Annotated in this window: 22 protein-coding genes, 3 tRNA genes and 2 pseudogenes; 15 read left to right on the top strand and 12 right to left on the bottom strand. The window is 55.3% G+C overall.

Translation table 11 applies throughout. The features are described 5' to 3' along the window. Together N438_RS24625 and tssB are read right to left on the bottom strand one after the other, a co-directional pair. Nucleotides 1–537 (bottom strand): type VI secretion system contractile sheath large subunit (locus N438_RS24625; protein ID WP_207786598.1); only part of this gene is annotated, 537 nt, incomplete at its 3' end. A gap of 42 nt (nt 538–579) precedes the next feature. After that, a complete protein-coding gene (gene tssB, locus N438_RS24620; RefSeq protein WP_032755085.1) occupies nt 580–1,071 on the bottom strand; it encodes a type VI secretion system contractile sheath small subunit in 492 nt (163 codons plus the stop codon). A gap of 550 nt (nt 1,072–1,621) precedes the next feature. Between tssB and N438_RS24615 the strand changes: the two genes are divergently transcribed. Beyond that, nucleotides 1,622–2,104, top strand: coding sequence for a WbuC family cupin fold metalloprotein (locus tag N438_RS24615; protein ID WP_008803899.1), 483 nt, complete (start codon nt 1,622–1,624; stop codon nt 2,102–2,104). Between the two features lie 375 nt (nt 2,105–2,479). Next, a complete protein-coding gene (locus N438_RS24610) occupies nt 2,480–3,340 on the top strand; it encodes a hypothetical protein (RefSeq protein ID WP_012967487.1) in 861 nt (286 codons plus the stop codon). On the opposite strand, the gene cynR is transcribed toward N438_RS24610, so the two are convergent. Further along, nucleotides 3,337–4,278, bottom strand: a complete 942-nt coding sequence (gene cynR / locus N438_RS24605) for a transcriptional regulator CynR (RefSeq protein WP_008803897.1) — start codon at nt 4,276–4,278, stop codon at nt 3,337–3,339. The two genes, N438_RS24610 and cynR, sit on opposite strands and share 4 nt — an antisense overlap. A gap of 132 nt (nt 4,279–4,410) precedes the next feature. On the opposite strand from cynR, the gene N438_RS24600 reads away from it, so the two are divergent. The 3 genes from N438_RS24600 (at nt 4,411) to ypdK (ending at nt 6,472) form a co-directional block, all read left to right on the top strand. Continuing rightward, the gene (locus N438_RS24600; protein WP_008803896.1) at nt 4,411–4,869 is read left to right on the top strand and encodes a nucleoside deaminase; all 459 of its coding nucleotides are present in this window, start codon (nt 4,411–4,413) and stop codon (nt 4,867–4,869) included. Continuing rightward, on the top strand, nt 4,866–6,062 hold the full coding sequence (locus N438_RS24595; RefSeq protein WP_012540956.1) for a cyanate transporter: 1,197 nt from the start codon (nt 4,866–4,868) through the stop codon (nt 6,060–6,062). Before N438_RS24600 ends, N438_RS24595 begins: the two co-directional genes overlap by 4 nt. Nucleotides 6,063–6,400: 338 nt before the next feature. Continuing rightward, complete coding sequence (gene ypdK, locus N438_RS24590) at nt 6,401–6,472, top strand: membrane protein YpdK (RefSeq protein WP_099119320.1); 72 nt, start codon at nt 6,401–6,403, stop codon at nt 6,470–6,472. Nucleotides 6,473–6,542: 70 nt separating this feature from the next. Here the strand turns inward: ypdK and alaC are convergent, their stop codons facing one another. After that, on the bottom strand, nt 6,543–7,757 hold the full coding sequence (alaC, locus tag N438_RS24585) for an alanine transaminase (RefSeq protein ID WP_008803894.1): 1,215 nt from the start codon (nt 7,755–7,757) through the stop codon (nt 6,543–6,545). An 88-nt stretch (nt 7,758–7,845) separates the two neighbouring features. On the opposite strand from alaC, the pseudogene N438_RS24580 reads away from it, so the two are divergent. Beyond that, a pseudogene (locus N438_RS24580) lies at nt 7,846–7,995 on the top strand (phytanoyl-CoA dioxygenase); the annotation flags it as partial. Nucleotides 7,996–8,033: 38 nt separating this feature from the next. On the opposite strand, the pseudogene N438_RS28435 reads toward N438_RS24580, so the two are convergent. Then, nucleotides 8,034–8,141 (bottom strand): annotated as a pseudogene (locus N438_RS28435) (hypothetical protein); the annotation flags it as partial. Here N438_RS28435 and N438_RS24575 point away from each other — a divergent pair. Together N438_RS24575 and N438_RS24570 are read left to right on the top strand one after the other, a co-directional pair. After that, nucleotides 8,140–9,837, top strand: coding sequence for a sensor histidine kinase (locus N438_RS24575; protein ID WP_012540955.1), 1,698 nt, complete (start codon nt 8,140–8,142; stop codon nt 9,835–9,837). The pseudogene N438_RS28435 and the gene N438_RS24575 overlap by 2 nt on opposite strands. A gap of 11 nt (nt 9,838–9,848) precedes the next feature. Continuing rightward, on the top strand, nt 9,849–10,586 hold the full coding sequence (locus N438_RS24570; RefSeq protein WP_012967486.1) for a LytTR family DNA-binding domain-containing protein: 738 nt from the start codon (nt 9,849–9,851) through the stop codon (nt 10,584–10,586). Nucleotides 10,587–10,638: 52 nt separating this feature from the next. Here the strand turns inward: N438_RS24570 and glk are convergent, their stop codons facing one another. After that, nucleotides 10,639–11,604 (bottom strand): glucokinase, encoded by a 966-nt coding sequence (gene glk / locus N438_RS24565; RefSeq protein ID WP_012540954.1) that lies wholly within the window; start codon nt 11,602–11,604, stop codon nt 10,639–10,641. Nucleotides 11,605–11,867: 263 nt separating this feature from the next. On the opposite strand from glk, the gene N438_RS24560 reads away from it, so the two are divergent. Next, complete coding sequence (locus N438_RS24560) at nt 11,868–13,103, top strand: ion channel protein (protein WP_116696568.1); 1,236 nt, start codon at nt 11,868–11,870, stop codon at nt 13,101–13,103. Here the strand turns inward: N438_RS24560 and N438_RS24555 are convergent. Beyond that, a complete protein-coding gene (locus N438_RS24555; RefSeq protein WP_072122927.1) occupies nt 13,100–14,761 on the bottom strand; it encodes a thiamine pyrophosphate-binding protein in 1,662 nt (553 codons plus the stop codon). The two genes, N438_RS24560 and N438_RS24555, sit on opposite strands and share 4 nt — an antisense overlap. Before the next feature lie 180 nt (nt 14,762–14,941). On the opposite strand from N438_RS24555, the gene mgrA reads away from it, so the two are divergent. Together mgrA and N438_RS24545 are read left to right on the top strand one after the other, a co-directional pair. After that, on the top strand, nt 14,942–15,934 hold the full coding sequence (mgrA, locus tag N438_RS24550) for an L-glyceraldehyde 3-phosphate reductase (protein ID WP_116696567.1): 993 nt from the start codon (nt 14,942–14,944) through the stop codon (nt 15,932–15,934). 130 nt (nt 15,935–16,064) lie between these two features. Further along, the gene (locus N438_RS24545; protein ID WP_008803887.1) at nt 16,065–16,418 is read left to right on the top strand and encodes a DUF2502 domain-containing protein; all 354 of its coding nucleotides are present in this window, start codon (nt 16,065–16,067) and stop codon (nt 16,416–16,418) included. Nucleotides 16,419–16,475: 57 nt separating this feature from the next. Here N438_RS24545 and N438_RS24540 read toward each other — a convergent pair whose 3' ends face one another. Beyond that, nucleotides 16,476–17,717: an Nramp family divalent metal transporter gene (locus N438_RS24540; protein ID WP_012540951.1), complete on the bottom strand. Its 1,242-nt coding sequence runs from the start codon at nt 17,715–17,717 to the stop codon at nt 16,476–16,478. Nucleotides 17,718–18,063: 346 nt separating this feature from the next. Here N438_RS24540 and nupC point away from each other — a divergent pair, with 346 nt between their 5' ends. Continuing rightward, on the top strand, nt 18,064–19,266 hold the full coding sequence (gene nupC, locus N438_RS24535) for a nucleoside permease NupC (protein ID WP_012540950.1): 1,203 nt from the start codon (nt 18,064–18,066) through the stop codon (nt 19,264–19,266). Nucleotides 19,267–19,314: 48 nt separating this feature from the next. Here the strand turns inward: nupC and N438_RS24530 are convergent, their stop codons facing one another. From N438_RS24530 to N438_RS24520, 3 genes are all read right to left on the bottom strand, one after another. Then, complete coding sequence (locus N438_RS24530) at nt 19,315–21,486, bottom strand: EAL domain-containing protein (protein ID WP_012967481.1); 2,172 nt, start codon at nt 21,484–21,486, stop codon at nt 19,315–19,317. Nucleotides 21,487–21,695: 209 nt separating this feature from the next. After that, nucleotides 21,696–21,771, bottom strand: a tRNA-Ala gene (locus tag N438_RS24525). A gap of 41 nt (nt 21,772–21,812) precedes the next feature. After that, nucleotides 21,813–21,888, bottom strand: a tRNA-Ala gene (locus N438_RS24520). A gap of 219 nt (nt 21,889–22,107) precedes the next feature. On the opposite strand from N438_RS24520, the gene N438_RS24515 reads away from it, so the two are divergent. After that, entirely contained in the window at nt 22,108–22,461 is a 354-nt protein-coding gene (locus N438_RS24515; RefSeq protein ID WP_008803883.1) for a YfeC-like transcriptional regulator, read from the top strand. Nucleotides 22,462–22,464: 3 nt separating this feature from the next. Then, nucleotides 22,465–22,857, top strand: coding sequence for a YfeC-like transcriptional regulator (locus N438_RS24510; RefSeq protein WP_008803882.1), 393 nt, complete (start codon nt 22,465–22,467; stop codon nt 22,855–22,857). 52 nt (nt 22,858–22,909) lie between these two features. Here N438_RS24510 and gltX read toward each other — a convergent pair whose 3' ends face one another. Beyond that, nucleotides 22,910–24,328 carry a glutamate--tRNA ligase gene (gene gltX / locus N438_RS24505; protein WP_116696566.1) on the bottom strand — a complete coding sequence of 473 codons (1,419 nt, stop codon included), beginning with the start codon at nt 24,326–24,328 and terminating at the stop codon, nt 22,910–22,912. 259 nt (nt 24,329–24,587) lie between these two features. Between gltX and N438_RS24495 the strand changes: the two genes are divergently transcribed. Next, nucleotides 24,588–24,663 (top strand) — tRNA-Val (locus N438_RS24495). The last annotated feature ends 2 nt before the right edge of the window (nt 24,664–24,665 follow it).

Here is a 24,665-nt window from a genome sequence, read left to right as displayed (position 1 = left end):
GATCGGCTCGCCGCCGGGAGTGTCATACTCCGCGGTATAGGTGTGCCAGTAGAGGCCGCTCTGGATAAGCTCCGGCGCGTCCTCAAAGTCCTGGCGCAGATCGTCTTTGGCGACGTCCAGGATCTCCGTTTTGACGTTCTGCCGATAGTCGGTGTTGTCCACCAGCTGTTTGAGGCCGCGCCACAGGGATTCGACCTGCTGAAACTCCTGATGGTGCATCACCGCGTCCAGCTGACGGCTTATCTGGAAATCCAGTTCGGCGATATGGTGGTCAATCAGCGTTTTGTCGAGCTTTTCCACCCGCTGACCGGACTGACGAATGCGCTCCATAAACACCTGCATCGCCGCGGTGAGACGTTCCGCCGCTGGCGCCTCGGAGAGCGCGGCATCGTCCAGAAAGTCGTTGATATCCCCGAGGTGAGACGCCGGGGCGAGATTAATTTTTTCAAACAGCGAGGCGTAAACGCCCTCGCCCGCCCTATTTTCCTGCAACGTGGTTTGCCCCTGAACAGGGGCGTTTTCTGTGGTAACAGACATTAGCATTTTCCCGGTTAATCCATTAACAGACTTGCCCCGCCATTATTTCGGGGCAAGCGCACTCATTTCGTCGCGTAATTCCTGGGACTGCGCCGGATCTTTCAGGATTGCCTCAAGCTCTTTTCTGAAAGTGGCGTTATCAAGCAGATTGGATTTGAGATCGCGTAATAAATTACGCATCGCCAGCATGGCGCGGAGTTGCGGAATTTGCCGGGCAACCTGCTCTGGTTCAAAATCTTTGATGTCGGTAAAACGCAGTCTGACGTTCTCCTCTTCGCCGTTGCCGGCCAGCGTATTTGGCACCGAGAGGTTCACTTCCGGGCTAAATTCCGAAAGTACGCTGTTAAAGTTATTTTTATTGACGTTTATTTTTTCTCTTTCCGATAAAGGCCGGTTTTCCTTACCATGACTAAAATCGCCAATGGTAAGCAGCTTCAGCGGCAGTTCGACCTTCTTCTGCGCGCCGCCGGTATGAAGAGATAATTTGAGATTAATGCGCGCCCTGGGGATTTCATTCTGGAACGTATCAGCCACTTTTGTCTTTTCCTTAGTTAATTATCATACGCATTTTCGCCTTATACTTAATTAGGGGCAATGATAAAACAACGCTGAACAAAACAGCAAGCCACCAGCTATTAGTAAAACTACAATACAAATACAGCAACAATTCATATCAATAATGAATGATAATTACATCAATCATTAAAGATAAAAATCGCATAACATTAAAAAATCCCACACCATAAAACTATCATTTAATGATTTAATTAATCAGCACAAATTTGCTTTAAATCAAGATTGATATATTAAGAGCGTCAATATTAATAAATTTATTGATATTGCGGCATGAAGAATTATAACAAAAGATGTATTGACGCATTTACACTAATACTCAGCAAAAAAATGACTTACTTTCACATTTCTACAGCTACCTTCATGATGTAACGGTGTGACGGTATCATCTGTTACCGATGATGTAGACACATGTCTCACAATTCCGCGTACAATGCCCCTTGGCTTAAACAGTCACAAGCCACTACCCCAGTGCAACCTTCTCTGGACGATACAGGAGCCAGGCGTTGATATGAAACAGATCACCCTCAGCGATATGCAGCAGCAGAGCGAAGCGGCAGCCAGTGCCCCGCGCTTGCGTGCCCATCGCAATTTTCATCCCGAACTAAGCGACCCGGTACAGCGCCTCGCCATTGCGATGGAACCCGGCACCTATATCCGTCCGCACCGGCACAGACATACCTTCGAACTTTTGCTGCCCCTGAAAGGCCGCTTTGTGGTACTGAATTTTGATGACAATGGCGTAGTCACCCGCCGGGTGGTGCTGGGTGAAACCTGCACGGCGCTGGAAATGGAAGCCGGTACCTGGCATACGGTGCTCTCGCTCGACCCGGGCGGGATGGTTTTTGAAGTTAAGCAAGGTGCTTATCAGCCGCTTGCCGAAGTTGACACCATGGCCTGGGCGCCTGCCGAAGGCCAACCGGGCACCGCAGAGATGATGGCATGGTATGCCATCGCGCAGCCGGGTGACCGTTTTCTGTCGACGCCACAATAACAACAGCTACACCAAACAGACGCGACTGGCGTCTGTTTGCCCCCCTGCCGACCACGAAGGTCGCCAATTGACTGTCCCTTTCTTCGTACTCCGCTCGTGCTCGCCTTCAACATTCCTGCAAAAAGATTCCTGCCAGAAAGAAATGCTTATATTGAGCAAACTATTTTTCTCTACGAATAAGAGATGATAAGATAACGGGATAAAGTAAATACGCGGCAGCAAAACAATAAAAACAGCCAACTTATCGACATATTATTCTCAATGTGAATGGGTTTTGTTAATCAGGTAAAGGAAGTCAGCGGGAAGAATAAATCCTTGTCATCGATGCTTTTTGCTCACCATGGCGATTTATTTTTTCATCGACGTACAATTCTTATGAATATTACAGAACGGAATATCTGGAAGCTAAATAATTTACCGCCAATGGAGTATTGCTCTCTGGCGCGGGCGCAAAAATTATTAAACTGCGAACTTGAAGACATTCTTCACTGGCATGATATTGGTGCGATCAATCTCTGTCTGAAGCTTAATCCGACGCGGGGAACATTAAAAATAGCCGTCCTTTCTCATCAGGAAAAAGACGTGACCACCGCGCTTAATCCGCTTGCCTCTGCCGAGGAAGTGGAGACTTTCTGGTCACCCCACTCCCATATCCGCAGCATTCTGCGGCTTGATGGCGATATTCCGATTGTGGAAACATTACGCGGAAATACGGTGACGCAGTTTAACGTAAAAGTGTCCGCCTCCGGACTCTGGCACCCACACAGTCGGAATTTAATGGCGCTACTGGAGGCGCCTGATGATATTCTTTACGAAAACAGACTCAGCATGATGCTGCCCGACAAACCGTTTGTCTATTGTCATTTCATTCCGGATGAAGACGAATACTCTGCTATATCATTGAACCGCATCTATATCACCAGCCAGGCCATTGAGAAAATATACGCTCACAGTATTAGCGCCCGGCCTATGGACGTGACAAAAAATTCGCTGCTGGAACAAACCAGTTACATCCATCAGGAATTAACCGTCCTGCCGCAAAATGAGGTATTGCTGGAATTTATCCATTACCTTATTCAGTCCCATACCGTATTTAATGAGAAATTACAGAATATGGCCGAGCCAGACAAGACTCAGCTCTTTCATCACGTACTGGAAAGGCTCAAAGAAGAGGGCATGCTCCGGGAGAATACCCTGCCCGATGAGGCCGATATCCTCAGCGAAGCCGATCGTTAGTCCAGGCTCGTCGGCAAGTGACGCAGGTCCTCATACAGGGCCTGGCCGTTTTCCTGCTCAAGCGTTACCGCGATTTCCCGCGCCAGCGCAATGAATTCGCGCGCCGCAGCGCTCTGCCATGCGCCCTGACGCTGCAGCAAACAGGCCGTGCGCTGCAGCAGCGCGGGCTTAAGCTCAATGGCCACGAGGTCATCATACTGTCCGGCGATCGCCGCTGGCAGCAGCGTCGCAAGCGGCGTGCCGCGAATAACCGTTAGTACGGCGCCGATGGAGTTGGCCTCCATCCGCACGTCAGGTTCGAGCCGATGGCGGCGACAATAGCGGTTGATTTGCTCCCGGGTGGCAAACTCGCTGCTCAGTAAAATCAGCGGCTGTGCGTCAAGAGCCTGCAGCTGCAGGTGGCTTTCATGAGCCAGCGGATGCGCACGGCTCACCACCAGCGCGAGGGTTTCCGTCAGCAGCGGCTGAACCACAATATCCCGCGAGAGGCTCTCGCCAAAGGCAATTCCCACATCCAGTTCATCCTCCAGGAGCATCGTTTCCATCCGCTCCTGGTTCATCTCCTGGATAAGCAATTTCACTCCGGGGTAGCGTCGATAGTACGCCTCCACCAGCGGCCCCAGCATGTAAGTGGTAAAGGTCGGCGTCATGGCGATGCGGAGTTTACCACGCTGCAGATCTTCTGCGTCGTGCAGGGCGCGCCGCCCCTCCTCAAGATCGCGTAACACGCGGCGGGCATACTCCAGCCAGATCTCTCCGGCATCGGTCAGGCGGGTATAACGACCAGAGCGGTCAAAGAGCTGAACCTCCAGCATCGCTTCCAGCTGGCGGATCTGCTGTGACAGCGCAGGCTGGGAGACATGGAGCGCCGCGGCGGCGCGGGTAAATCCACGATGTTCTGCCACGGCGATAAAGTAGGAAAGATGGCGCAGGAGCATCCGCTTACCTATAAGCAATTCAAATAGGGTTCATCATAAATAAGTCTTTTAACTTATGAAACAAGATACGTACTCTCTACCTACCATCCTCTGCGTTTTTCACCATCAACATCATCTTATGCAGGAGTGACTATGTCCGCTGACGATCGCTATCTCCAGCGCGCATTAGCGCTGGCAAAACAAAATATTGCTGACGGTGGCCGCCCCTTCGGCGCCGTTCTGGTGCGGCATGATGAGATTGTCGCCGAAGCCGTCAATACCTTTCATCTGAACGGTGACCCAACGGCGCATGCCGAACTGAATGCCGTTCGCGAGCTTGCCGCCAGACTGGGAAGCGAGGTGCTGCGCGAATGCGTTATCTATGCCAGCGGGCAACCTTGTCCTATGTGCCTGAGCGCACTCTATTTAACCGGCGTGCGGGAAGTATTTTTCGCCAACAGTAATCAGGATGGCGAACCCTTTCAGCTCTCAACCACCGCGATTTATCAGCAGCTGCAGCAGCCGCTGTCCCGGCAGACGCTGCCAATCCACCACTGCCCGCAGCCGGAGGGGCCGGCACTTTATCAGCGCTGGGCGGAACAGCAACCATGACGCCCATGCTGCGACAGAATCTGACGCTGTGTGTCCTGGTACTCATTGGGATAAACATGCGTCCGCTGCTCACCTCGATAGGTCCCTTGCTGCCGGATATCCGCGCCGCCAGCGGGATGAGCTATACCCTGGTCGCGCTCCTCACCGCCCTGCCGGTCATCGCTATGGGCGTGCTGGCGCTGGCCGGCGGCTGGGTCGATCGCACTGTTGGTCAAAACCGCAGCATTGCGCTGAGCCTGCTGATTATCGCGGCGGGTGCCCTGCTGCGGGAAAGCGCCCCACATAGCGGTTTGCTGCTCAGCAGCGCCCTTGCGGGGGGAATTGGCATCGGCATTATCCAGGCCGCCATCCCGGCGGTGATAAAGCGTCTGTTCGCCCGGCGTACGCCGCTGGTGATGGGACTATGGTCGGCGGCGCTGATGGGCGGCGGCGGGTTAGGCGCTGCGTTCACGCCATGGCTGGCGTCACGCAGTACGGTCTGGCACCAGGCGCTGGCCTGGTGGGCGCTCCCTGCCCTGCTGGCCCTGCTCGGCTGGCTGGCGATTTGCCGGCAATTGCCTCGCGCACCGCATCAGACCAGCGCTTCCCCCCGGGTCGCGATTATTGGCCAGCGCCGCGCCTGGACGCTGGGACTCTATTTCGGACTGATCAATGCCGGTTACGCCAGTCTGATCGCCTGGCTGCCGCCCTACTATATCCAGCTTGGCGATAGCGCCCAGTACAGCGGCTCACTGCTGGCGCTGCTGACCGTCGGGCAAACCGCGGGGGCGCTGCTGCTCCCGGCGCTGGCTCGCCAGGATGACCGACGCCAGCTTCTGCTGTTCGCGCTGACGCTACAGCTCATTGGCTTCTGCGGCTTCATCTGGCTGCCGCAGCACGTCCCAGCGCTGTGGGCCATCGCCTGCGGAGTGGGTCTGGGTGGCGCCTTTCCCCTGTGCCTGGTGCTGGCGCTGGATCACGCCGGACAACCGGCGGTAGCCGGCCGGCTGGTGGCGTTTATGCAGGGTATCGGATTTATCATCGCAGGCCTCTCCCCCTGGCTTTCCGGCCTGTTGCGTAGCCTGAGCGGGAACTACACGCTTGACTGGTCCTGGCATGCGCTCTGCGTCCTGCTACTCATGGCGCTCACACTGCGCTTTATCCCGGCTCACTACCCGGCCGAGTGGCGGCCGCGCGCCTCTGACCAGCATTAAATCGGCGGCGGCGCGTGGCAAAGAAATTGCGCGCGCCCTCGCTGGCCATCCTCCATTTTGCCCATCGCCAAAATCCGTTTTGACAGCGTCGCTGGCGTGAAATTTATTACCGGGTGAAATTAATGTGTCGCCGAATCACGACACTCCTAAGTAACTAAAAATTAATAAAAAAATGCCACTTGTTTCCCTCATTTTTTAGGCGTACATTAGCGCCATCTGGAGCACAAAGCGCACAGAATTGCGAGCTGCCGCAACGTGATTTTTCACCTGCGACAGCCCAGGAATAACAGAACAATTAATTCATTTGAACGTCGCACAAGCGCGTGGAGTGATGAATCGTGAAATACTTCTTTATGGGCCTCTCTTTTATGGTCATCGTTTGGGCCGGTACTTTTGCCCTGATGATCTAGACTGCAGCGGTGTCAAAAAAAACGGGAGCCCACTGGCTCCCGTTTTTGTTATGGCGTATTCGCCGAAGCGCTAGCTCGCGGCGGGCAGCAAGCCATCGGCGCGGAACATCGCCTTGATGCCGCGGATCGCCTGGCGCGTACGGTCCCGGTTTTCGATCAGCGCGAAGCGGACGTGAGTATCGCCATAGTCGCCAAAGCCTATCCCCGGCGAGACGCAGACCTTCGCTTCATTAAGCAACTTTTTCGCAAACTCCAGCGAGCCCATGGCAGCGTAAGGTTCCGGTATTTTTGCCCAGACGTACATGGACGCTTTCGGACATTCCACCATCCAGCCGGCTTCGTGGAGCCCTTTCACCAGCACATCGCGACGGCGCTTATATTGTTCGGCAATTTCACGCACGCACTGCTGATCGCCCTCAAGGGCAGCGATCGCCGCCACCTGCAGCGGCGTAAACGTGCCATAGTCGTGATAGCTTTTGATGCGAGCGAGGGCATTCACCAGGGTCTTATTGCCGACCATAAAGCCAATGCGCCAGCCGGCCATGTTATAGCTTTTCGACAGGGTAAAGAACTCGACGGCGACATCGCGCGCGCCGGGCACCTGCATGATGGAGGGCGCTTTCCAGCCGTCATACACGATATCGGCATAGGCCAGATCGTGGACGACCAGGATGTCATACTGCTTCGCCAGGGCGACGACCTTTTCAAAGAAGTCCAGCTCCACACACTGCGCCGTTGGATTCGAGGGAAAGCCAAGGATCATCATCTTCGGCTTCGGGTAACTCTCGCGGATGGCGCGTTCCAGCTCGTTAAAGAAATCCACCCCTTCCACCAGCGGCACCGAGCGCACCTGCGCCCCGGCAATCACCGCGCCATAGATGTGAATCGGGTAGCTGGGGTTTGGCACCAGCACCGTGTCGCCATGATCCAGGGTCGCCAGCATCAGGTGCGCCAGCCCCTCTTTCGAACCAATGGTGACGATCGCTTCCGATTCCGGATCGATGTCAACGTTATAGCGTTCTTCATACCAGCGTGAAATGGCGCGACGCAGGCGCGGGATCCCCCGCGAGGTAGAGTAACCATGGGTATCAGGCCGTTGGGCAACGGTGCAAAGTTTTTCCACGATATGCGGCGGCGTCGCGCCATCGGGATTGCCCATACTGAAATCAATAATATCCTCGCCGCGCCGGCGCGCAGCCATTTTCAGTTCAGCAGTAATATTAAAAACGTACGGGGGGAGACGATCGATACGCGTAAAACGGCGTTCAGGACTGGATTCAGCCATAGGTTCCTCTGATTAACGTTAGCGCCCGGACCGTCCGAGCGACGCTGCCGCTGTTGCGGCTCGTTTAGAAAATAACCTGAAAAAAAACATGTTGTCGAGAGGGCCGGTAAAAAATATTCCCTGGCATATAAAACGGGTATCGACGGCGCTAAATACGGCAGTTCATCGCCGGAATATTCCAGAGTTGTATAAGAGTGGTAACACATTGATATCTTTCTTAACACAGAATTTTATCGTTAAAAGCCAGGGCTGCCGCTCTCGCGGTGGCCCCCCTCCAATCCCCTTTAAAAAGTATGCCTTTTCCTCATTATATTTCTGCGGCTGGTCTTCTGCCGTCAGGTTTTTTATCATGTTCTTTTCTGGCCACTGACGCGGCGCACCCATGCACGAAATTTTTACGATGATGCTGGCGGTCTATGATCGTGCGGCCCTGATGCTTATTTGCCTGTTTTTCCTCATTCGCCTGCGCCTGTTCCGCGAACTGTTGCATAAGTCGGCCCATACGCCGAAAGAGCTGCTGGCCGTGACCGCCATTTTCTCGCTGTTCGCCCTGTTCAGCACCTGGTCCGGCGTCCCGGTGGAAGGCTCGCTGGTAAACGTACGCATTATCGCCGTCATGTCCGGCGGGATCCTGTTTGGTCCGTGGGTAGGGGCAATTGTCGGGGTGATTGCCGGCGTACACCGCTACCTGATTGATATCGATGGCGTCACCGCTGTACCCTGCTTTATCACCAGCATTGTCGCAGGCCTGCTGTCGGGGTTGATTAACCGTAAAGTGGCCCGCGATCAACGGTGGAAAATCGGCATTCTGGCCGGCATGGTGTGTGAGACCCTGACCATGATCCTGGTGGTGGTCTGGGCGCCTTCCCTGAGCCTCGGCCTGGATATCGTCTCTAAAATTGGTATCCCGATGATCCTCGGCAGCGTCTGCATCGGTTTTATCGTGCTGCTGGTGCAGAGCGTGGAAGGGGAAAAGGAGGCCAGCGCGGCGCGGCAGGCAAAACTGGCGCTCGATATCGCTAACAAAACCCTGCCGCTGTTTCGTCACGTTAACAGCGATTCTCTGCGCCAGGTATGCGAGATTATCCGCCGCGACATTACCGCTGACGCGGTGGCGATCACTAATACCGAACATGTACTGGCCTACGTGGGCGTGGGGGAGGCCAACTATCAACACCACGACGATGTCATCAGCCCTACCACCCGACAAGCGATTCGTTATGGAAAAATCATTATAAAAAACAATGATGAAGCCCACCGCACGCCGGAGATCCACTCCTTGATGGTGATCCCGCTGTGGGAAAAAGGGGTGGTGACCGGCACGCTAAAAATCTATTACTGCCACGCCCATCGCATCACTTCGACGCTGCAGGAGATGGCGATTGGCCTGTCGCAAATAATCTCCACCCAGCTGGAAGTCTCCCGCGCCGAACAGCTGCGCGAGATGGCCAACAAAGCGGAGCTGCGCGCCCTGCAAAGCAAAATTAACCCGCATTTTTTATTCAATGCCCTGAACGCGATCTCCTCCTCGATTCGCCTTAATCCAGACACCGCGCGCCAGCTCATTTTTAATCTGTCACGCTACCTGCGCTATAACATCGAATTAAAAGACGATGAGCAGATTGATATCAAACGAGAGCTGTATCAGATCAAAGATTATATCGCCATTGAACAGGCGCGATTCGGCGACAAGCTGACGGTCATCTATGATATTGACGACGACGTCAGCTGCGTGATCCCGAGCCTGCTTATCCAGCCGCTGGTGGAGAATGCCATCGTTCATGGTATCCAGCCCTGTAAAGGCAAGGGGGTGGTGACGATCGGCATTAACGAGTGCGGCAATCGGGTTCGCATCAGCGTTCGCGACACTGGCAACGGCATCGATCCCGCCGTGGTCGCTCGCGTGGAAGCCGACGAAATGCCGGGAAATAAAATCGGCCTGCTTAACGTTCATCACCGGGTGAAGCTCCTCTACGGCGAGGGGTTGCATATCCGCACCCTGACGCCAGGAACAGAAATCGCCTTTTATGTCCCCAATCAACACACGCCGCAGGCGCTGACGGAGTCTCTGTTGTCATGAGCGGAGAAAAGATGAAAGTTATTATTGTGGAAGATGAGTTTCTGGCTCAGCAGGAGCTCTCCTGGCTTATCAACACCCACAGCCAGATGGAGATCGTCGGCAGCTTTGACGATGGCCTGGACGTGCTGAAGTTTCTCCAGCACAACAAGGTCGATGCCATTTTTCTCGATATCAATATTCCGTCGCTGGACGGGGTTTTGCTGGCGCAAAACATCAGCCAGTTTGCCCATAAGCCTTTTATCGTTTTTATCACCGCGTGGAAAGAGCACGCCGTGGAAGCCTTTGAGCTGGAGGCGTTTGACTACATCCTGAAGCCCTACCAGGAGTCACGCATCATCAATATGCTACAAAAGCTAACCGCCGCCTGGCAGCAGCAAAATAACGTCGCTGCGGGAGCGACCAGCGCGGCGCCACGAGAAAACGACACCATCAATCTGATAAAAGATGAACGAATAATCGTCACCAGCATTCATGATATTTATTATGCCGAGGCGCATGAAAAGATGACGTTCGTCTATACCCGCCGGGAGTCATTCGTCATGCCAATGAACATCACCGAATTCTGCAGCAAACTGCCCACCGCACATTTCTTTCGCTGCCACCGCTCGTACTGCGTGAATCTCAGCAAGATCCGCGAAATTGAGCCGTGGTTTAACAATACCTATGTGCTGCGCCTGCGCGACCTTGAATTTCAGGTGCCGGTGAGCCGCAGTAAAGTGAAAGAGTTTCGCCAGCTGATGAATCTGTAGAGGCGGGAAGTCCCGCCATCCGGGCTACGACGGTAGCCCGGGAGGGATGCGCTTATAACACCTGGCCCAGCGTCTGACGCAGATGCGCGCCAGAGCCCAGCAGGCCCGGGTTTTCATGCACGATCAGGTAAACCGGAATATCCTGAACATAAGCTTTGAAACGGCCTTTGTCTTCAAAACCGCCGCGGAAGCCGGAGGCTTTAAAGAACTCCAGGAAGCGCGGCACGATGCCCCCGGCGATATACACGCCGCCAAAGGTCCCGAGAGTCAGCGCCAGGTTTCCGCCGAAGCGGCCCATAATGACGCAAAACAGCGACAGCGCCCGGCGACAGTCGGTACAACTGTCCGCCAGCGCTCGCTCGGTGACCTCGCGTGGCTGCAGGTTTTCCGGCAGGCGGCCATCAGACTTCACAATCGCGCGGTACAAATTGACCAGTCCGGGACCCGAGAGCACGCGTTCTGCGGAAACATGCCCCAGCTCGGCGCGCAGCTCTTCCAGAATAATCCCCTCTTCTTCGCTGTTCGGCGCAAAATCGACATGACCGCCTTCGCCCGGCAGGCTGACCCAGCGCTTGTCAACGTGCACCAGATGCGCCACGCCAAGCCCGGTTCCGGCGCCATAAACGGCGATCGGTTTGCCCGCTACCGGAGCGCTGCCGCCAAACTGAATGAGGTGCTCGGCTTTCAGCATCGGGATGGCCATGGAAACGGCGGTAAAATCGTTAATTATCTCCAGATGGGCAAAGCCAAGGTTGCGCTTCATTTCAGCGATGGAGAAGGCCCAGGTATGGTTGGTCATCGCTACCCAGTCGCCGGTGATCGGGCAGGCAATGGCGATACAGCCTTCGTTGACGGTCACCTGGTGCTCCTCCAGATAGACGCGCACCACCGCCTCCAGACTGGGATAATCGAGCCCGGAATAGGTCTTAGCACGAGAGATCTCTCCGCTCGCCAGATCACATAGCGCCAGGCGGGCGTTGGTCCCCCCGACATCTCCTACTAAAGCAAATTTTGTCATTCCGTTACGGCTCCGCTAAAGTCAAAATAATTCTTTTGGCACACTGTAAATTCATGGCGGCTTAACAACAACGTCCAACGCGCAGACGCCCCTTGTTTAGCGACATAGGTCACATTTAGTTTGTAATCTATGCAAGGTAGTCTGTAAACGACGCCGCGGGAATCAGACGCCGCCTTAACTTTATCGTTTCAGCACCATTTGCATCGACGGCCCCAGCCGACGAAGGCAAAGTAGTGCTTCAGAACTTTAACAAGGACATTTTCATGCTCCATCCTCGCGCCAGAACAATGCTGATCCTGTCGGTGCCGGCCATCCTGATAGGTATCGCCTGCAGTCTGCTCCTGATCGGCGCGATGAAGGTTGCCGCGCTGCTACAGCGCGTGCTGTGGAGCAACCTGCCCACCCAGTTGGGGATCAGCGCTGACAGCCCGCTATGGATTATCGCCATGCTCACGGCGACAGGGATCGCCGTGGGCCTGATAGTCCGCTACAGCCCGGGACACGCCGGGCCGGATCCGGCGACCGAATCGCTCATTGGCGCCCCCATTGCCACCGGCGCGCTGCCCGGACTGCTGGCCGCGCTGATCCTCGGCCTTGCCGGCGGCGTCAGCCTCGGCCCGGAGCATCCGATTATGGTGGTGAATATTGCGCTGGCCGTCGCCGTCGGTTCACGGCTGTTTCCGCGCGTCAGCTCGCTGGACTGGACCATCCTCGCGGCCTCAGGCACTATCGGCGCCCTCTTCGGCACCCCGGTGGCCGCCGCGCTGATTTTTTCGCAAACCCTCAACAGCAGCAACGAGTCGCCGCTGTGGGATCGCCTTTTTGCGCCGCTGCTTGCCGCCGCCGCGGGCGCGCTGACGACCGGGCTGTTTTTCCATCCCCATTTCACGCTGCCGATCCCCCATTATGGCCAGATGCACTTCGTCGATATCATCAGCGGTATGATCGTCGCCCTGATTGCTATCGCCGTCGGCATGGTGGCCGTCTGGTGTCTGCCGCGCCTGCACGCCCTGATGCATCGTCTGAGAAATCCCATCCTGACGCTGGGCATCGGCGGGCTGCTGCTGGGGATCCTCGGGACCATTGGCGGCCCCTTAACGCTGTTTAAGGGGCTGGATGAGATGCAGCAGCTGGCTTTCAGTCAGACGCTAACCGCCGCGGATTTTCTGCTCATCGCGCTGGTCAAGCTGGCTGCGCTGGTGCTCGCCTCCGCCAGCGGCTTTCGCGGCGGGAGAATTTTCCCGGCGGTCTTCGTTGGGGTGGCGCTGGGGCTGATGCTGCATGCCCACGTGGATGCCGTGCCAGCGGCGATCACCGTCTCCTGCGCCATTCTCGGCATGGTGCTGGTCGTCACCCGCGACGGCTGGCTTAGCCTGTTTATGGCCGCCGTGGTGGTCCCGGATACGACGCTGCTACCGCTGCTGTGCATTGTGATGCTCCCGGCCTGGCTGCTGCTGGCCGGGAGGCCGTTGATGATTGCCAAACGACATACCGACTAAACGCGGCTGTTTCGTTCCTCCAGCGCCTGCGTCACCGCACGCAGGAAATCGGGGATATCCATTTTCGGTAGCATCACTTCGACCAGGGTAAGGGTATCGGAGGTGATGCTTTCCGCCATCGCTTCCCGTAGCTCAGCCGTGTGCGTGACCCGCCAGCAGCGTGAAACAACGTCCGGGGCAAAGGCTTCCGGCAGTCGCTGCCAGTCCCACAGGGCGATGTCATTGTAGCGCTGCTCAGGGCCATGAATCGCCCGCTCCACGGTATACCCTTCGTTATTCAGCAACAGAATAAGCGGTTTTTGCTTATCGCGAAGCATAGAGCCCATCTCCTGAATCGTGAGTTGGGCAGCGCCATCGCCGACGATCAGCACCACCCGCCGCTCTGCCGCCGCGGTTTGCGCGCCATAGGCGGCCGGGAGGGTAAAACCAATCGATCCCCACAGCGGCTGGACGATCAGCGATGCCTCAGAGGGGAGCTTAAGCGCCGCGATGCCAAACGCCGCCGTCCCCTGATCGGCGAGGATAATATCGCCGGGGCGCAGCGCATCCTGCACAGTCGACCAGAAATTCTTCTGGGTTAACTCGCCTTCGGCCTCCTCTTCCACTTCCGGCGCCACGACCTGAGGCGCCGCCCACTCCGCCGCCAGCGGGGCGGAAAGCGTCATTAATGCAGCCAGGGCTTGATCCATCGGCACGCCGCTGAACCAGTGGTCGCCCACCCTGACGGCGAAGGGCTGGATCTCAATGGTCTTCTCCCGCGCCAGATGCTGGGTGAATCCCGCGGTGATAGTGTCGGTGAAGCGCGTACCAATGCAGATGATGGTGTCGGCGTTTTCAATCGCCTCCCGGGTCTGCGGGGCGCTGGCGATCCCGCTATAGGTCCCGACAAACCCGCTCAGCTGCTCATCGAACAACCCCTTGCCCATTAGCATGGTGGCATGGGCGATGGGGGTTTTCGCCACCCACTCCCGGAGCGTGTTCTGCAGGCCATAGCGTTGCGCCAGGAAATCCGCCAGCAGAGAAATGCGTCGGCTGCCCCGCAGCAGGCGGCTGGCATGTTCTCGGAACCCGGCGAGCTGGTTTTCATCCGCCGGAGCGGGCTCCACCAGTAAGCGCTGGGCTGGGGCAATCGCTGCCGCTCTGGCGACATCGGCCGGCAGCATCAGATAGCCGGGCCGATGATGCGTCAGCATATCGCGCAGGACACGGTCGATCTCATAGCAGGCGTTGCCGGCGGTCAGCAGCGCCTGGCTGCAGGTGATCTGCTCGCTCATGCGGGCGAAATGGCGAAAATCGCCATCGCCGAGGGTATGGTGCAGCAGTTCGCCACGCTGCTGAGCGCCGGTAGAGGGCGCGCCGACGATATGCAATACCGGAATATGTTCCGCATAGCTACCCGCAATGCCGTTCAGCGCGCTCAGTTCGCCGACGCCGTAGGTGGTCAGCAGCGCACCGGCCCCTTTGATGCGCGCATATCCGTCAGCGGCATAGGCCGCATTCAGCTCGTTGGCGCAGCCAACCCACCCCAGGGCGCTGTGCGCGATGACGCGATCGAGAAACTGTAAGTTGTAATCTCCTGGTACGCCGAACAAGCGGTCAATACCGCAGTCAACGAGGCGATCCAGCAGATAATCCCCAATAGTGTAGGTCGGTTGCATGTCCATTATCCTCATTTTGGTGCAGGTGTAATTTGAGTATTGAATAAGCGATCCGCCTGTCCAGAAGGGGGACGATAAAGCCGGTGTAAAGCAATAGTTACGCCCAAAAAGCAGTGTACTCCATGCAGAACATTGATTAGTGTAAACGTATACACACCCTATTTTATCTGCGGAGGAAGAATGGTTTACCAGGCAAGCACGACGCGATATCAAACGATGGAGTATCGTCGCTGCGGGCGCAGCGGCCTTCAGCTCCCGGCGATTTCTCTCGGCCTGTGGCACAACTTTGGCGACGAAACGCGCGTGGAGATCAGCCGGCAGATGCTCCTGCACGCGTTTGACCTTGGCATAACTCATTTCGACCTGGCCAACAACTATGGGCCGCCGCCGGGTTCAGCAGAGAGCAATTTTGGCCGCATTCTGAAAGAGGCGCTCCAGCCCTATCGCGATGAGTTGATCATCTCCACCAAAGCGGGCTACACCATGTGGGACGGCCCGTACGGCGACTGGGGTTCACGCAAATATCTGGTAGCCAGTCTTAACCAGAGCCTGCAGCGCATGGGGCTGGAGTATGTCGATATTTTTTATCATCACCGCCCGGACCTGCAGACCCCACTGACGGAAACAATGCGTGCGCTCGATCATCTTGTCCGTCAGGGTAAAGCGCTGTACGTCGGGATCTCCAACTATCCGCTGGCCCAGGCGCAGGAGGCAGTGAAGATCCTTAACGACCTCGGTACGCCCTGCGTCATTCACCAGCCCCGCTATTCGATGTTCGAACGCAGTGCGGAAGAGGGGCTGCTGGATTTTCTGCAGACGGAAGGGGTGGGAAGTATAGCGTTTTCACCGCTGGCGGGCGGACAGCTTACCGATCGCTATCTGAACGGTATCCCGGCCGACTCTCGCGCCGCCAGCAGCAGTCGTTTTCTGCAGCCGGAGCAACTGACCGCCGCGCGATTAGAAAAAATTCGTCAGCTAAATACGATAGCGGAAGAGCGCGGGCAGAAGCTGTCGCAGATGGCGCTGGCCTGGGTTCTGCGCGAGGAGAAAGTGACCTCCGTGCTGATCGGCGCCAGCAAAACCGCGCAGCTGGATGATGCCGTCGGCATGCTGCAGAATCGCCATTTCAGCACCGAAGAGTGCGCGGCCATCGACGCCATCCTTGCGCTGTAAAGCAAATGTTACTTTAGCAAAAAGTGCTCTTTTCTGCGCTTTCGGAGTTCGTCCGATGCGGCGGGTCTTTACCGGCCCGTAATATCAGGTTAACAGGCCGCTTACGGCCCCGATCGTGAAGGAGAAGAGTATGTTCAGGTCACTGATTCTGGCAGCAGTACTGCTGGCCGCAGCGCCACTAGTCGCTAACGCTGGTGAAATCACCCTGCTGCCATCGGTAAAATTACAAATAGGCGATCGTGACAATTACGGTAACTACTGGGACGGTGGCGGCTGGCGCGACCGTGATTACTGGCGTCGTCACTATGAATGGCGTGATAACCGTTGGCATCGACATGACAACGGCTGGCACCGCGGCTGGGACAAGGGTAAAAATAAGGCCTGGGAGCGCGGCTATCGTGCTGGCTGGAGCGACCGCGACGACCACCGCGGCGGCTGGGGACGAGGCCCGGGCGGACGTGGCCATGGCCATGGTCATCACTAACAGACGAAAAGGGGAGCCTATTGGCTCCCCTTTGCTTTAACCAGCGCGGGTCAAGAACTACGCCACGCCGAGCAGCGATCCCACAATTAACCAGCCGTTCAGACTCACCACAATGGCGACAATCACCCAGCCAGTGACTCTCACCCAGCGGGTATTCACCAGGTCGCCCATCAGTTGCGCATTGCTGGTAAATATCAGCAGCGGCACCAGAGCAAGCGCAATACCAAAGCTCAGCAGCACCTGACTCATCACCAGGATACGCGTAGGATCCAGCCCCAGCAGGATCACCACAAACGACGGCAGCATGGTGACCGCCCGGCGAAACCACAGCGGAATATGAAAGCGGATAAACCCCTGCATGACGACCTGCCCTGCCAGGGTACCCACTACCGTCGATGATAAACCTGCAGCGACCAGGCTCAGACCAAAGATGGTCGCCGCCGCGTGGCTCAGCAGTGGCTCCAGCGTTCTGTAAGCCTGATCGAGATCGGCGACGCCGGTATGGCCGTTGAAATGGAATGCCGCCGCGGCGGTCGCCATCATCGCCAGGTTGACAAACCCGGCAATGGTCATGGCGATCGCCACATCCCAGCGGGTCGCGTTATAGCGTTCTTTCCGCGTACCGCCGTGCAGATGCTGGGTAAGCGAGGAATGTAAGTAGATAACGTGCGGCATAATGGTCGCCCCCAGTACCCCGGCGGCTAAGAATACCGCCTCGCCGTTGGGCAGCGTAGGGATCACCAGCCCTTTTGTCAGGGGGGCCAGCGCGGGCTGAGAAAAGATCAACTCCACGACATAGGCCACAGCGACAAACAACAGCAGCCCGCCGATCACCTTCTCCAGCGGCTTTTGCCCGCGCCGCTGCAGCATCAGGATCAGGAAGGTCGCCACCCCGGTCAGCACCGCCCCCTGCAGAAGCGACACGCCCAGTACCAGCTTAAAGCCAATCGCAGCGCCGATAAATTCAGCCAGGTCGGTGGCCATCGCAATGATTTCCGCCTGCACCCAATAGAACCACACCACCGGTCGCGGGTAATGGTCACGGATCTGCTCGGCCAGATTTTTGCCGGTGGCAATGCCCAGTTTGGCAGAGAGCACCTGGATCAGCATCGCCATCAGGTTGGCCCATACCACGACCCACAGCAGCTGATAGCCAAAGCTGGCGCCAGCCTGAATGTTAGTGGCGAAATTACCGGGGTCGATATAGCCAATGGCAGCGACGAAAGCGGGCCCCATGAGGGCGAGCTTCACCTTGCGCGCGGCGCGACTACTGCTATTCTCAACGCGACTGCTAGTCATCTTCTGCCTCTGGAAATATAGCCTTTGCTATGTTTCATGCTATCAAAATGCGAATGATTATCAAGTTCATTTAAAATGGAGATAATGATTGCTGTGATAGGCGGGAACAATAGCTGGCCGGAAATGAAAAACGGGCGTTAGAACACGAGAGCGTGCCCAGTACTAAGAGTAGTACAAGAATGCAACTTTTAAAACCTTTACGTAACATAACAAAAGTGGATGTTTGATCACTATTTTTGCCATTGGTCACAGTTCCTTGCAATAGTGTGCAATTGATCTCGTTTTCTTTAAAGCCGTTGCATAGAATGTGCACGGAAATTTAACCTGCCTCATATTTGGAGCAACTATGGACCGCGTCTTGCATTTTGTCCTCGCGATCGTTGTGGTGGCTATACTGGCCCTGTTGGTCAGTCACGACCGTAAAAAGATCCGTATTCGTTATGTTGTTCAACTGCTTGTCATCGAAGTCCTGCTGGCCTGGTTCTTCCTGAACTCCGATATTGGTCTGGGTTTTGTGAAAGGGTTCTCTGAGATGTTTGAAAAGCTTCTCGGGTTTGCCAACGAAGGGACAAACTTCGTGTTCGGCAGCATGAACGATAAAGGTCTGGCCTTCTTCTTCCTTAAGGTTCTGTGCCCTATCGTCTTCATTTCCGCGTTGATCGGTATTTTGCAGCATATTCGTATCCTGCCGATTGTCATCCGCGCCATCGGTACCGTTCTGTCGAAAATCAACGGCATGGGCAAGCTGGAATCCTTCAACGCCGTGAGCTCGCTGATCCTCGGTCAGTCGGAAAACTTTATCGCCTATAAAGATATTCTCGGCAAAATGTCGCGCAACCGCATGTACACCATGGCGGCGACGGCGATGTCCACCGTGTCGATGTCGATCGTAGGCGCGTACATGACCATGCTGCAGCCGAAGTATGTCGTCGCGGCGCTGGTGCTCAACATGTTCAGCACCTTTATCGTTCTGTCATTGATTAACCCGTACCGCGTGGAAGAGAGCGAAGAAAATCTGCAGATGTCGAATCTGCACGAAGGCCAGAGCTTCTTCGAAATGCTGGGCGAGTACATTCTGGCGGGCTTTAAAGTCGCGATTATCGTGGCGGCGATGCTGATCGGCTTCATCGCACTGATCTCGGCCCTGAACGCCCTGTTCGCCACCGTGACCGGCTGGTTCGGCTACAGCATCTCCTTCCAGGGGATCCTCGGCTATATCTTCTACCCGGTTGCCTGGGTGATGGGTGTGCCGGCAAGCGAAGCGCTGCAGGTGGGCAGTATTATGGCCACCAAGCTGGTCTCCAACGAATTCGTCGCCATGATGGATCTGCAGAAAATCGCCTCGACGCTCTCTCCGCGTGCGGAAGGCATTATCTCTATCTTCCTGGTCTCCTTCGCCAACTTCTCATCTATCGGCATCATCGCCGGGGCGATCAAAGGCTTGAACGAAGAACAGGGTAACGTGGTTTCTCGCTTCGGTCTGAAGCTGGTCTACGGCTCCACGCTGGTTAGCGTGCTGTCCGCTTCGATTGCGGCACTGGTTCTGTAACAGGCGCCTATCATCTGAGCCGGGCAATGCCCGGCTTTTTTTTACCCGTCATTCGCCCAACGGCTGAGGTTTACCGACCAGGTAACCCTGCAGATAATTCACGCCCAGTTCCAGCAAGCGCGCTTTTTGCGGTTCGCTTTCGACATATTCCGCCACCACGCTCATCTGTTTCGCCCGCGCCATTTCGACAATCGATTTCACCATAATGGCATCCAGCGGGTCCGTCAGAATGTCGCGGACGAAGCAGCCGTCAATCTTAATGATATCGGCCTGCAGATGCTTCAGTCGTTCATAGTTCGCATAACCGGTGCCAAAGTCATCAATGGCGATGGCGCAGCCAAACGCGCGCAGCGCGTCGAGATTTTGCTGGCTGGTGTCGGCATTGGAGAAGGCCTGCTCTTCGGTCACCTCAATGGTGATAAGATCTGGCGAAATGCGATAGCGTTGAAACAGCGCGATAATCTGCGCCGCGCTGTCTTTTTGCATCAGGGTTGAAGGCAGCAGATTGACCGAGAACCGCTGGCCGGGATGCTGATGGAGCGAACTGAACAGGGTCTCCAGCACCAGCATGTCAAAACGCTGGCTGAGGTTAAACTGCACAATCAGCGGAATAAACTGATCCGGCATAATGACGCCGTCACCACAGCGCATGCGCGTGAGGATCTCATGATAGCCCTCCCCCTCCGCGTTTTGAATCGGTTGCGCATAGAGCACCAGCGCCCGCTCTTTGAGAACCTGCTTGACGCGCATCAGGAGGCGTACCTGCTCGGTGGTTTGATCCACCACCAGCTCCTGCTCCTCATCCAACGCCAGTACCCGGCGTTCACTGCCCGCCTGTTCGGAAAGCCAGCTGAGCTGGCCCAGCATCTGGTGCAGCGTCTCACCCTGACCGTCATCACGGCTCCATGCCGCGCCAAACTCAAGATCCAGCGGCTGATTATGCCAGCTGAACTTTTTGTGGTTGAGGATGGCGACCATATGGTTTAGCCGCGCCGCAGGGTCCGGCCCGTCAAGCACGAGGATCAATTCGCTGCCGGGAACCTGGAAGACTTTATCCGTTGCCCCCAACAGCGGCTGAAGCGCCCGGATGATTTGCCGTTTACAGTCCACGCCCATCATTAGCCCATAATGTCGGCTAAGAAAATCGAGATTATCGATACGCAAGCTGCAGATAGCCTGCAGAGGACTGCTCTGTAAATGGCTCACCAGCGCGCGCAGATTAGGTAAGCCCGTCAGCGGATCCTCTTCCGCCTGGCTACGCCAGCGGCGTTTATTGCGATCGCTGCGGGCATAGGTGTCTGCCATATAAAACAAACAGATAGTGAAGGAGATCAGGACTGACAGCACAAAGGATAATGAATACTCGCTTTGGACGCCCTGGAGAAAGTTTTTATTATACACCACCAGCAAAAAGGCTGAGACAGACCATGAAATACGCAGCAGCGCATGACCAATCCGGCTAATCCCGATAAAGTAGACAATAAATATCACCGGAACTAAATAACCGGCAATAAATTCAGACTGATACGGCGCACACAGTAAAGTTAATAAAAGCGCCAGCGAGATAAACCAATATAGGGTAAAAGAACGATGTTTGGGTGCCAGCCATGGTAAACATTCCTGACGCCAGAAACGTCGGGCATAGTGCGGACTGATAATCATCCGCATTGGATAATAAAGAAACGTCGTAAAAATTAATGCCGCGCTGATTAAACTTTGGATATCTATTACGGTATAAATCAACGGCATACTACCAAAGTAACTGGTAATAGATAATGGAAACGCAAAATATTGCCCGGCAAGGTACATGGTGATTTTCAACAGCACCGGCGCGAAGAAGCCGCCCCAGAAGATCCGCGCCCCCATATGTTTCGCCGTGGGGCCACACCGCCAGCGCTTGCCCACCATCAGGCGTAAAACAGCGCAGGAGACAAACACAGCAAACAGCTGACAAAAGAGCAGAATAAGCGCCTGTGACAGCGTTAATTCAATGAGAAAGCTATTGGTAATGGCAAACGCGAGAATTAATGGTGCGATCGCATAGCGGCCAAAGATAAAAATAACAGAAAACATCACGCTGATTGGCAGCCAGGCAATATAAATAAGATTGCCATCAATAACCGTTTGCGGTGAAATAAAACGAGCCAGCGGAATAGCGACTAAACTGACGAGAAAGGCCAACAGAGTTTTTTTGATATTAATGTTAATTTTATCAAGCATTATTGTTAATTAAAACTCCGGCAACCTCATTACGTTTAATGGGGGAAATGTTATGTTGCTTATTTAGGGCAGGCAAGGTGAATTATCAGGAAAAAGTCTGAAATTACTTTCGATTTTAATAGCTGGAGATTAACTGACTTAACCAGAAAGTGCTTTACATGAAAACAGCTAAAAACAAAAACCCCCGCCGAGGCGAGGGTTCTGAATTTTGGTGGAGCTAAGCGGGATCGAACCGCTGACCTCTTGCATGCCATGCAAGCGCTCTCCCAGCTGAGCTATAGCCCCACAGGACCTCTTTACGAACCAAATCTGCTGGGTGCAGAATTTGGTGGAGCTAAGCGGGATCGAACCGCTGACCTCTTGCATGCCATGCAAGCGCTCTCCCAGCTGAGCTATAGCCCCGTAACGTAAAGCGTGTCGTGTTGACGGGCGGCATAATATGAATTCCTCGCTCAGGTGTCAACGGCAAAATTATCCTTCGCAATTCAATCGCTGAAAAAGCAGGCAACTTGCTGACATTGCGAGCCTTATCGCAGCCAGAAGTTAAACAGGTCACTTTTTCACGTAAAAGGATGCTATAACATGTGCAGCTAATTCCCATACATTTACTCAGGAAATAGTATGCTCAAGGAACGAATGACACCTGAAGAAATCGCCCACCTGACCGGCTACAGCCGGCAAACTATCAATAAGTGGGTGCGGAAAGAAGGCTGGCAAACCTCTCCGCGGCCTGGCGTCCAGGGTGGCAAAGCGCGGCTGGTCCATGTCAATGAGCAAGTCAGGGAGTTTATCCGCAGCGCTCAGCGCGTGGCAGAGACACCAGGCGCCTATTCTACCCACGACAGCGATCTGGAATCGCTGCTGCTGACCCTTAGCAAAGAGCTCACTCCCAGCGAGCAGAAGCAGCTGATGTCGCTGTTGCTGCGCGAAGGGATCACCGGGTTACTACTTCGGTTAGGGATCCGCGATCGGTAAAGCATGATGAAACTGAAAGATAAAATGACACCCGCAGAGCTCGCCGACTGCCTGGGACTGGCCAGACAAACGATCAATCGCTGGGTTCGCCAGCAAAAATGGCGCACGGAAGCGATACCCGGCGTCAAAGGAGGACGCGCGCGACTGGTGGTCATCGACAAACCGGTGCTCGAATTTCTGACCAATGCGCCTGCCAGGCGCCATCTGTTTACCGACAATCATTTGGCGGAATCGCCCGGCGCTTATCTGGTCAATGAGGCTGACGTGGTCTGGCGGCAAATCACGGAAACCCTGCAACTGATGACTCCGGCCGAACAGCTGCAGCTTCGCGATCTGCTGGCCCGGGAAGGGATTAGCGGCTTTCTTGCCCGCCTCGGCATCGCCAGCCCGGCGTAACAGACAAAAAAAACGGCAGGAGTAACCTGCCGTTGTTTCATCCACGTCCCAATCAGGACGCCTGACCTTCACGTTCAGCGATAAAAGCCAGCGCTTTGTTGATACGCTCAACGCTACGGGATTTACCGATAGCGTGGACGGTGACGTCAAGCGCAGGAGACTGCCCTGCCCCGGTAACCGCCACGCGCAGCGGCATGCCGACTTTACCCATGCCGACTTCCAGCTTATCAGCGGTTGCCTGAATTGCATGGTGGACGTTCTCCGCTGTCCAGTCGCCGATCGCCGCCAGCTTGTCGCGAACCACTTCCAGCGGCTGACGCGCCACCGGACGCAGATGTTTCTTCGCCGCATCGGCGTCGAACTCAGCGAACTCTTCATAGAAGTAGCGGCAGCTCTGAGCAATCTCTTTCAGCGTTTTGCAACGCTCGCCCAGCAGTTTCACCAGCTCGGCCAGCTGTGGGCCATTACGGGTATCGATATTTTCCTGCTCGATGTGCCACTGCAGATGCGTCGCCACGTATTCCGCCGGCAGCGTATTGATGTAGTGATGGTTCAGCCACAGCAGTTTGTCGGTGTTGAACGCACTCGCGGATTTGCTGACCGCCCCCAGCGAAAAGAACTCGATCATCTCTTCGCGGGTGAAGATCTCCTGATCGCCATGGGACCACCCCAGACGTACCAGATAGTTAAGCAGCGCTTCCGGCAGGTAGCCATCGTCACGATACTGCATCACGCTCACCGCACCGTGGCGTTTGGACAGTTTTTTACCGTCATCGCCGTTGATCATCGACACGTGGGCGTAAACCGGCACCGGCGCATTCAGCGCTTTGAGGATGTTGATCTGGCGCGGTGTGTTGTTGATATGATCTTCACCACGGATCACATGGGTGATCGCCATATCCCAGTCATCTACCACCACGCAGAAGTTATAGGTCGGGGAACCATCGGTACGACGAATGATCAGATCGTCCAGCTCCTGGTTGCTGAACTCGATAGGTCCGCGGATCTGATCGTCAAAGATCACCGACCCTTCCTGCGGGTTGGCAAAACGCACCACGCACGGCTCATCGTCGGCATGATGCTCGTGGCTATGGCGGCAGCGGCCATCGTAACGCGGCTTCTCACCGTTCGCCATTTGCTCTTCGCGCAGCGCTTCCAGACGCTCTTTCGAGCAATAACATTTATAAGCGGTGCCAGCTTCCAGCATCTCATCGATCACGTTGTTATAACGGTCGAAACGTTTGGTCTGGTAATAAGGGCCCTCATCCCATTGCAGATTCAGCCAGTTCATGCCATCCATGATGGCTTCAATTGCTTCCGGGGTGGAGCGTTCGAGATCGGTGTCTTCAATACGCAGCACAAACTCACCGCCGTGGTTACGAGCAAAAAGCCAGGAATAGAGAGCAGTACGCGCACCGCCAACGTGCAGATAGCCTGTTGGGCTTGGCGCGAAGCGAGTTTTGATTTTCATGAATTGGCCTTACGTTTAATAAAGATGCCGATAGCCGGCAATGTCCGGTGGAAATTATGGGTCAATATTCTAACACCGTGGGCTGATTCCTCAATGTTGATCCCGTCGGAACGTCACGGTTTGCCATTTTTGTTTATAAATCATGCTACGCCGCCGGTTTTACGATCGCTTTGTTTAATTTTACGACGAACGAACGAATTCTTTAGAAAAGGCGTTGACTCATTTTCAACTCTCCCTATAATGCGACTCCACACAGCGGGGGTGATTAGCTCAGCTGGGAGAGCACCTCCCTTACAAGGAGGGGGTCGGCGGTTCGATCCCGTCATCACCCACCACT

The organism is Klebsiella sp. GL120222-02 (genome assembly GCF_003097195.1).
Lineage (GTDB): Bacteria > Pseudomonadota > Gammaproteobacteria > Enterobacterales > Enterobacteriaceae > Klebsiella > Klebsiella variicola.
The sequence above is the reverse complement of the archived record's forward strand: the minus strand, read 5'-3'. Positions and strand labels throughout refer to the sequence as shown.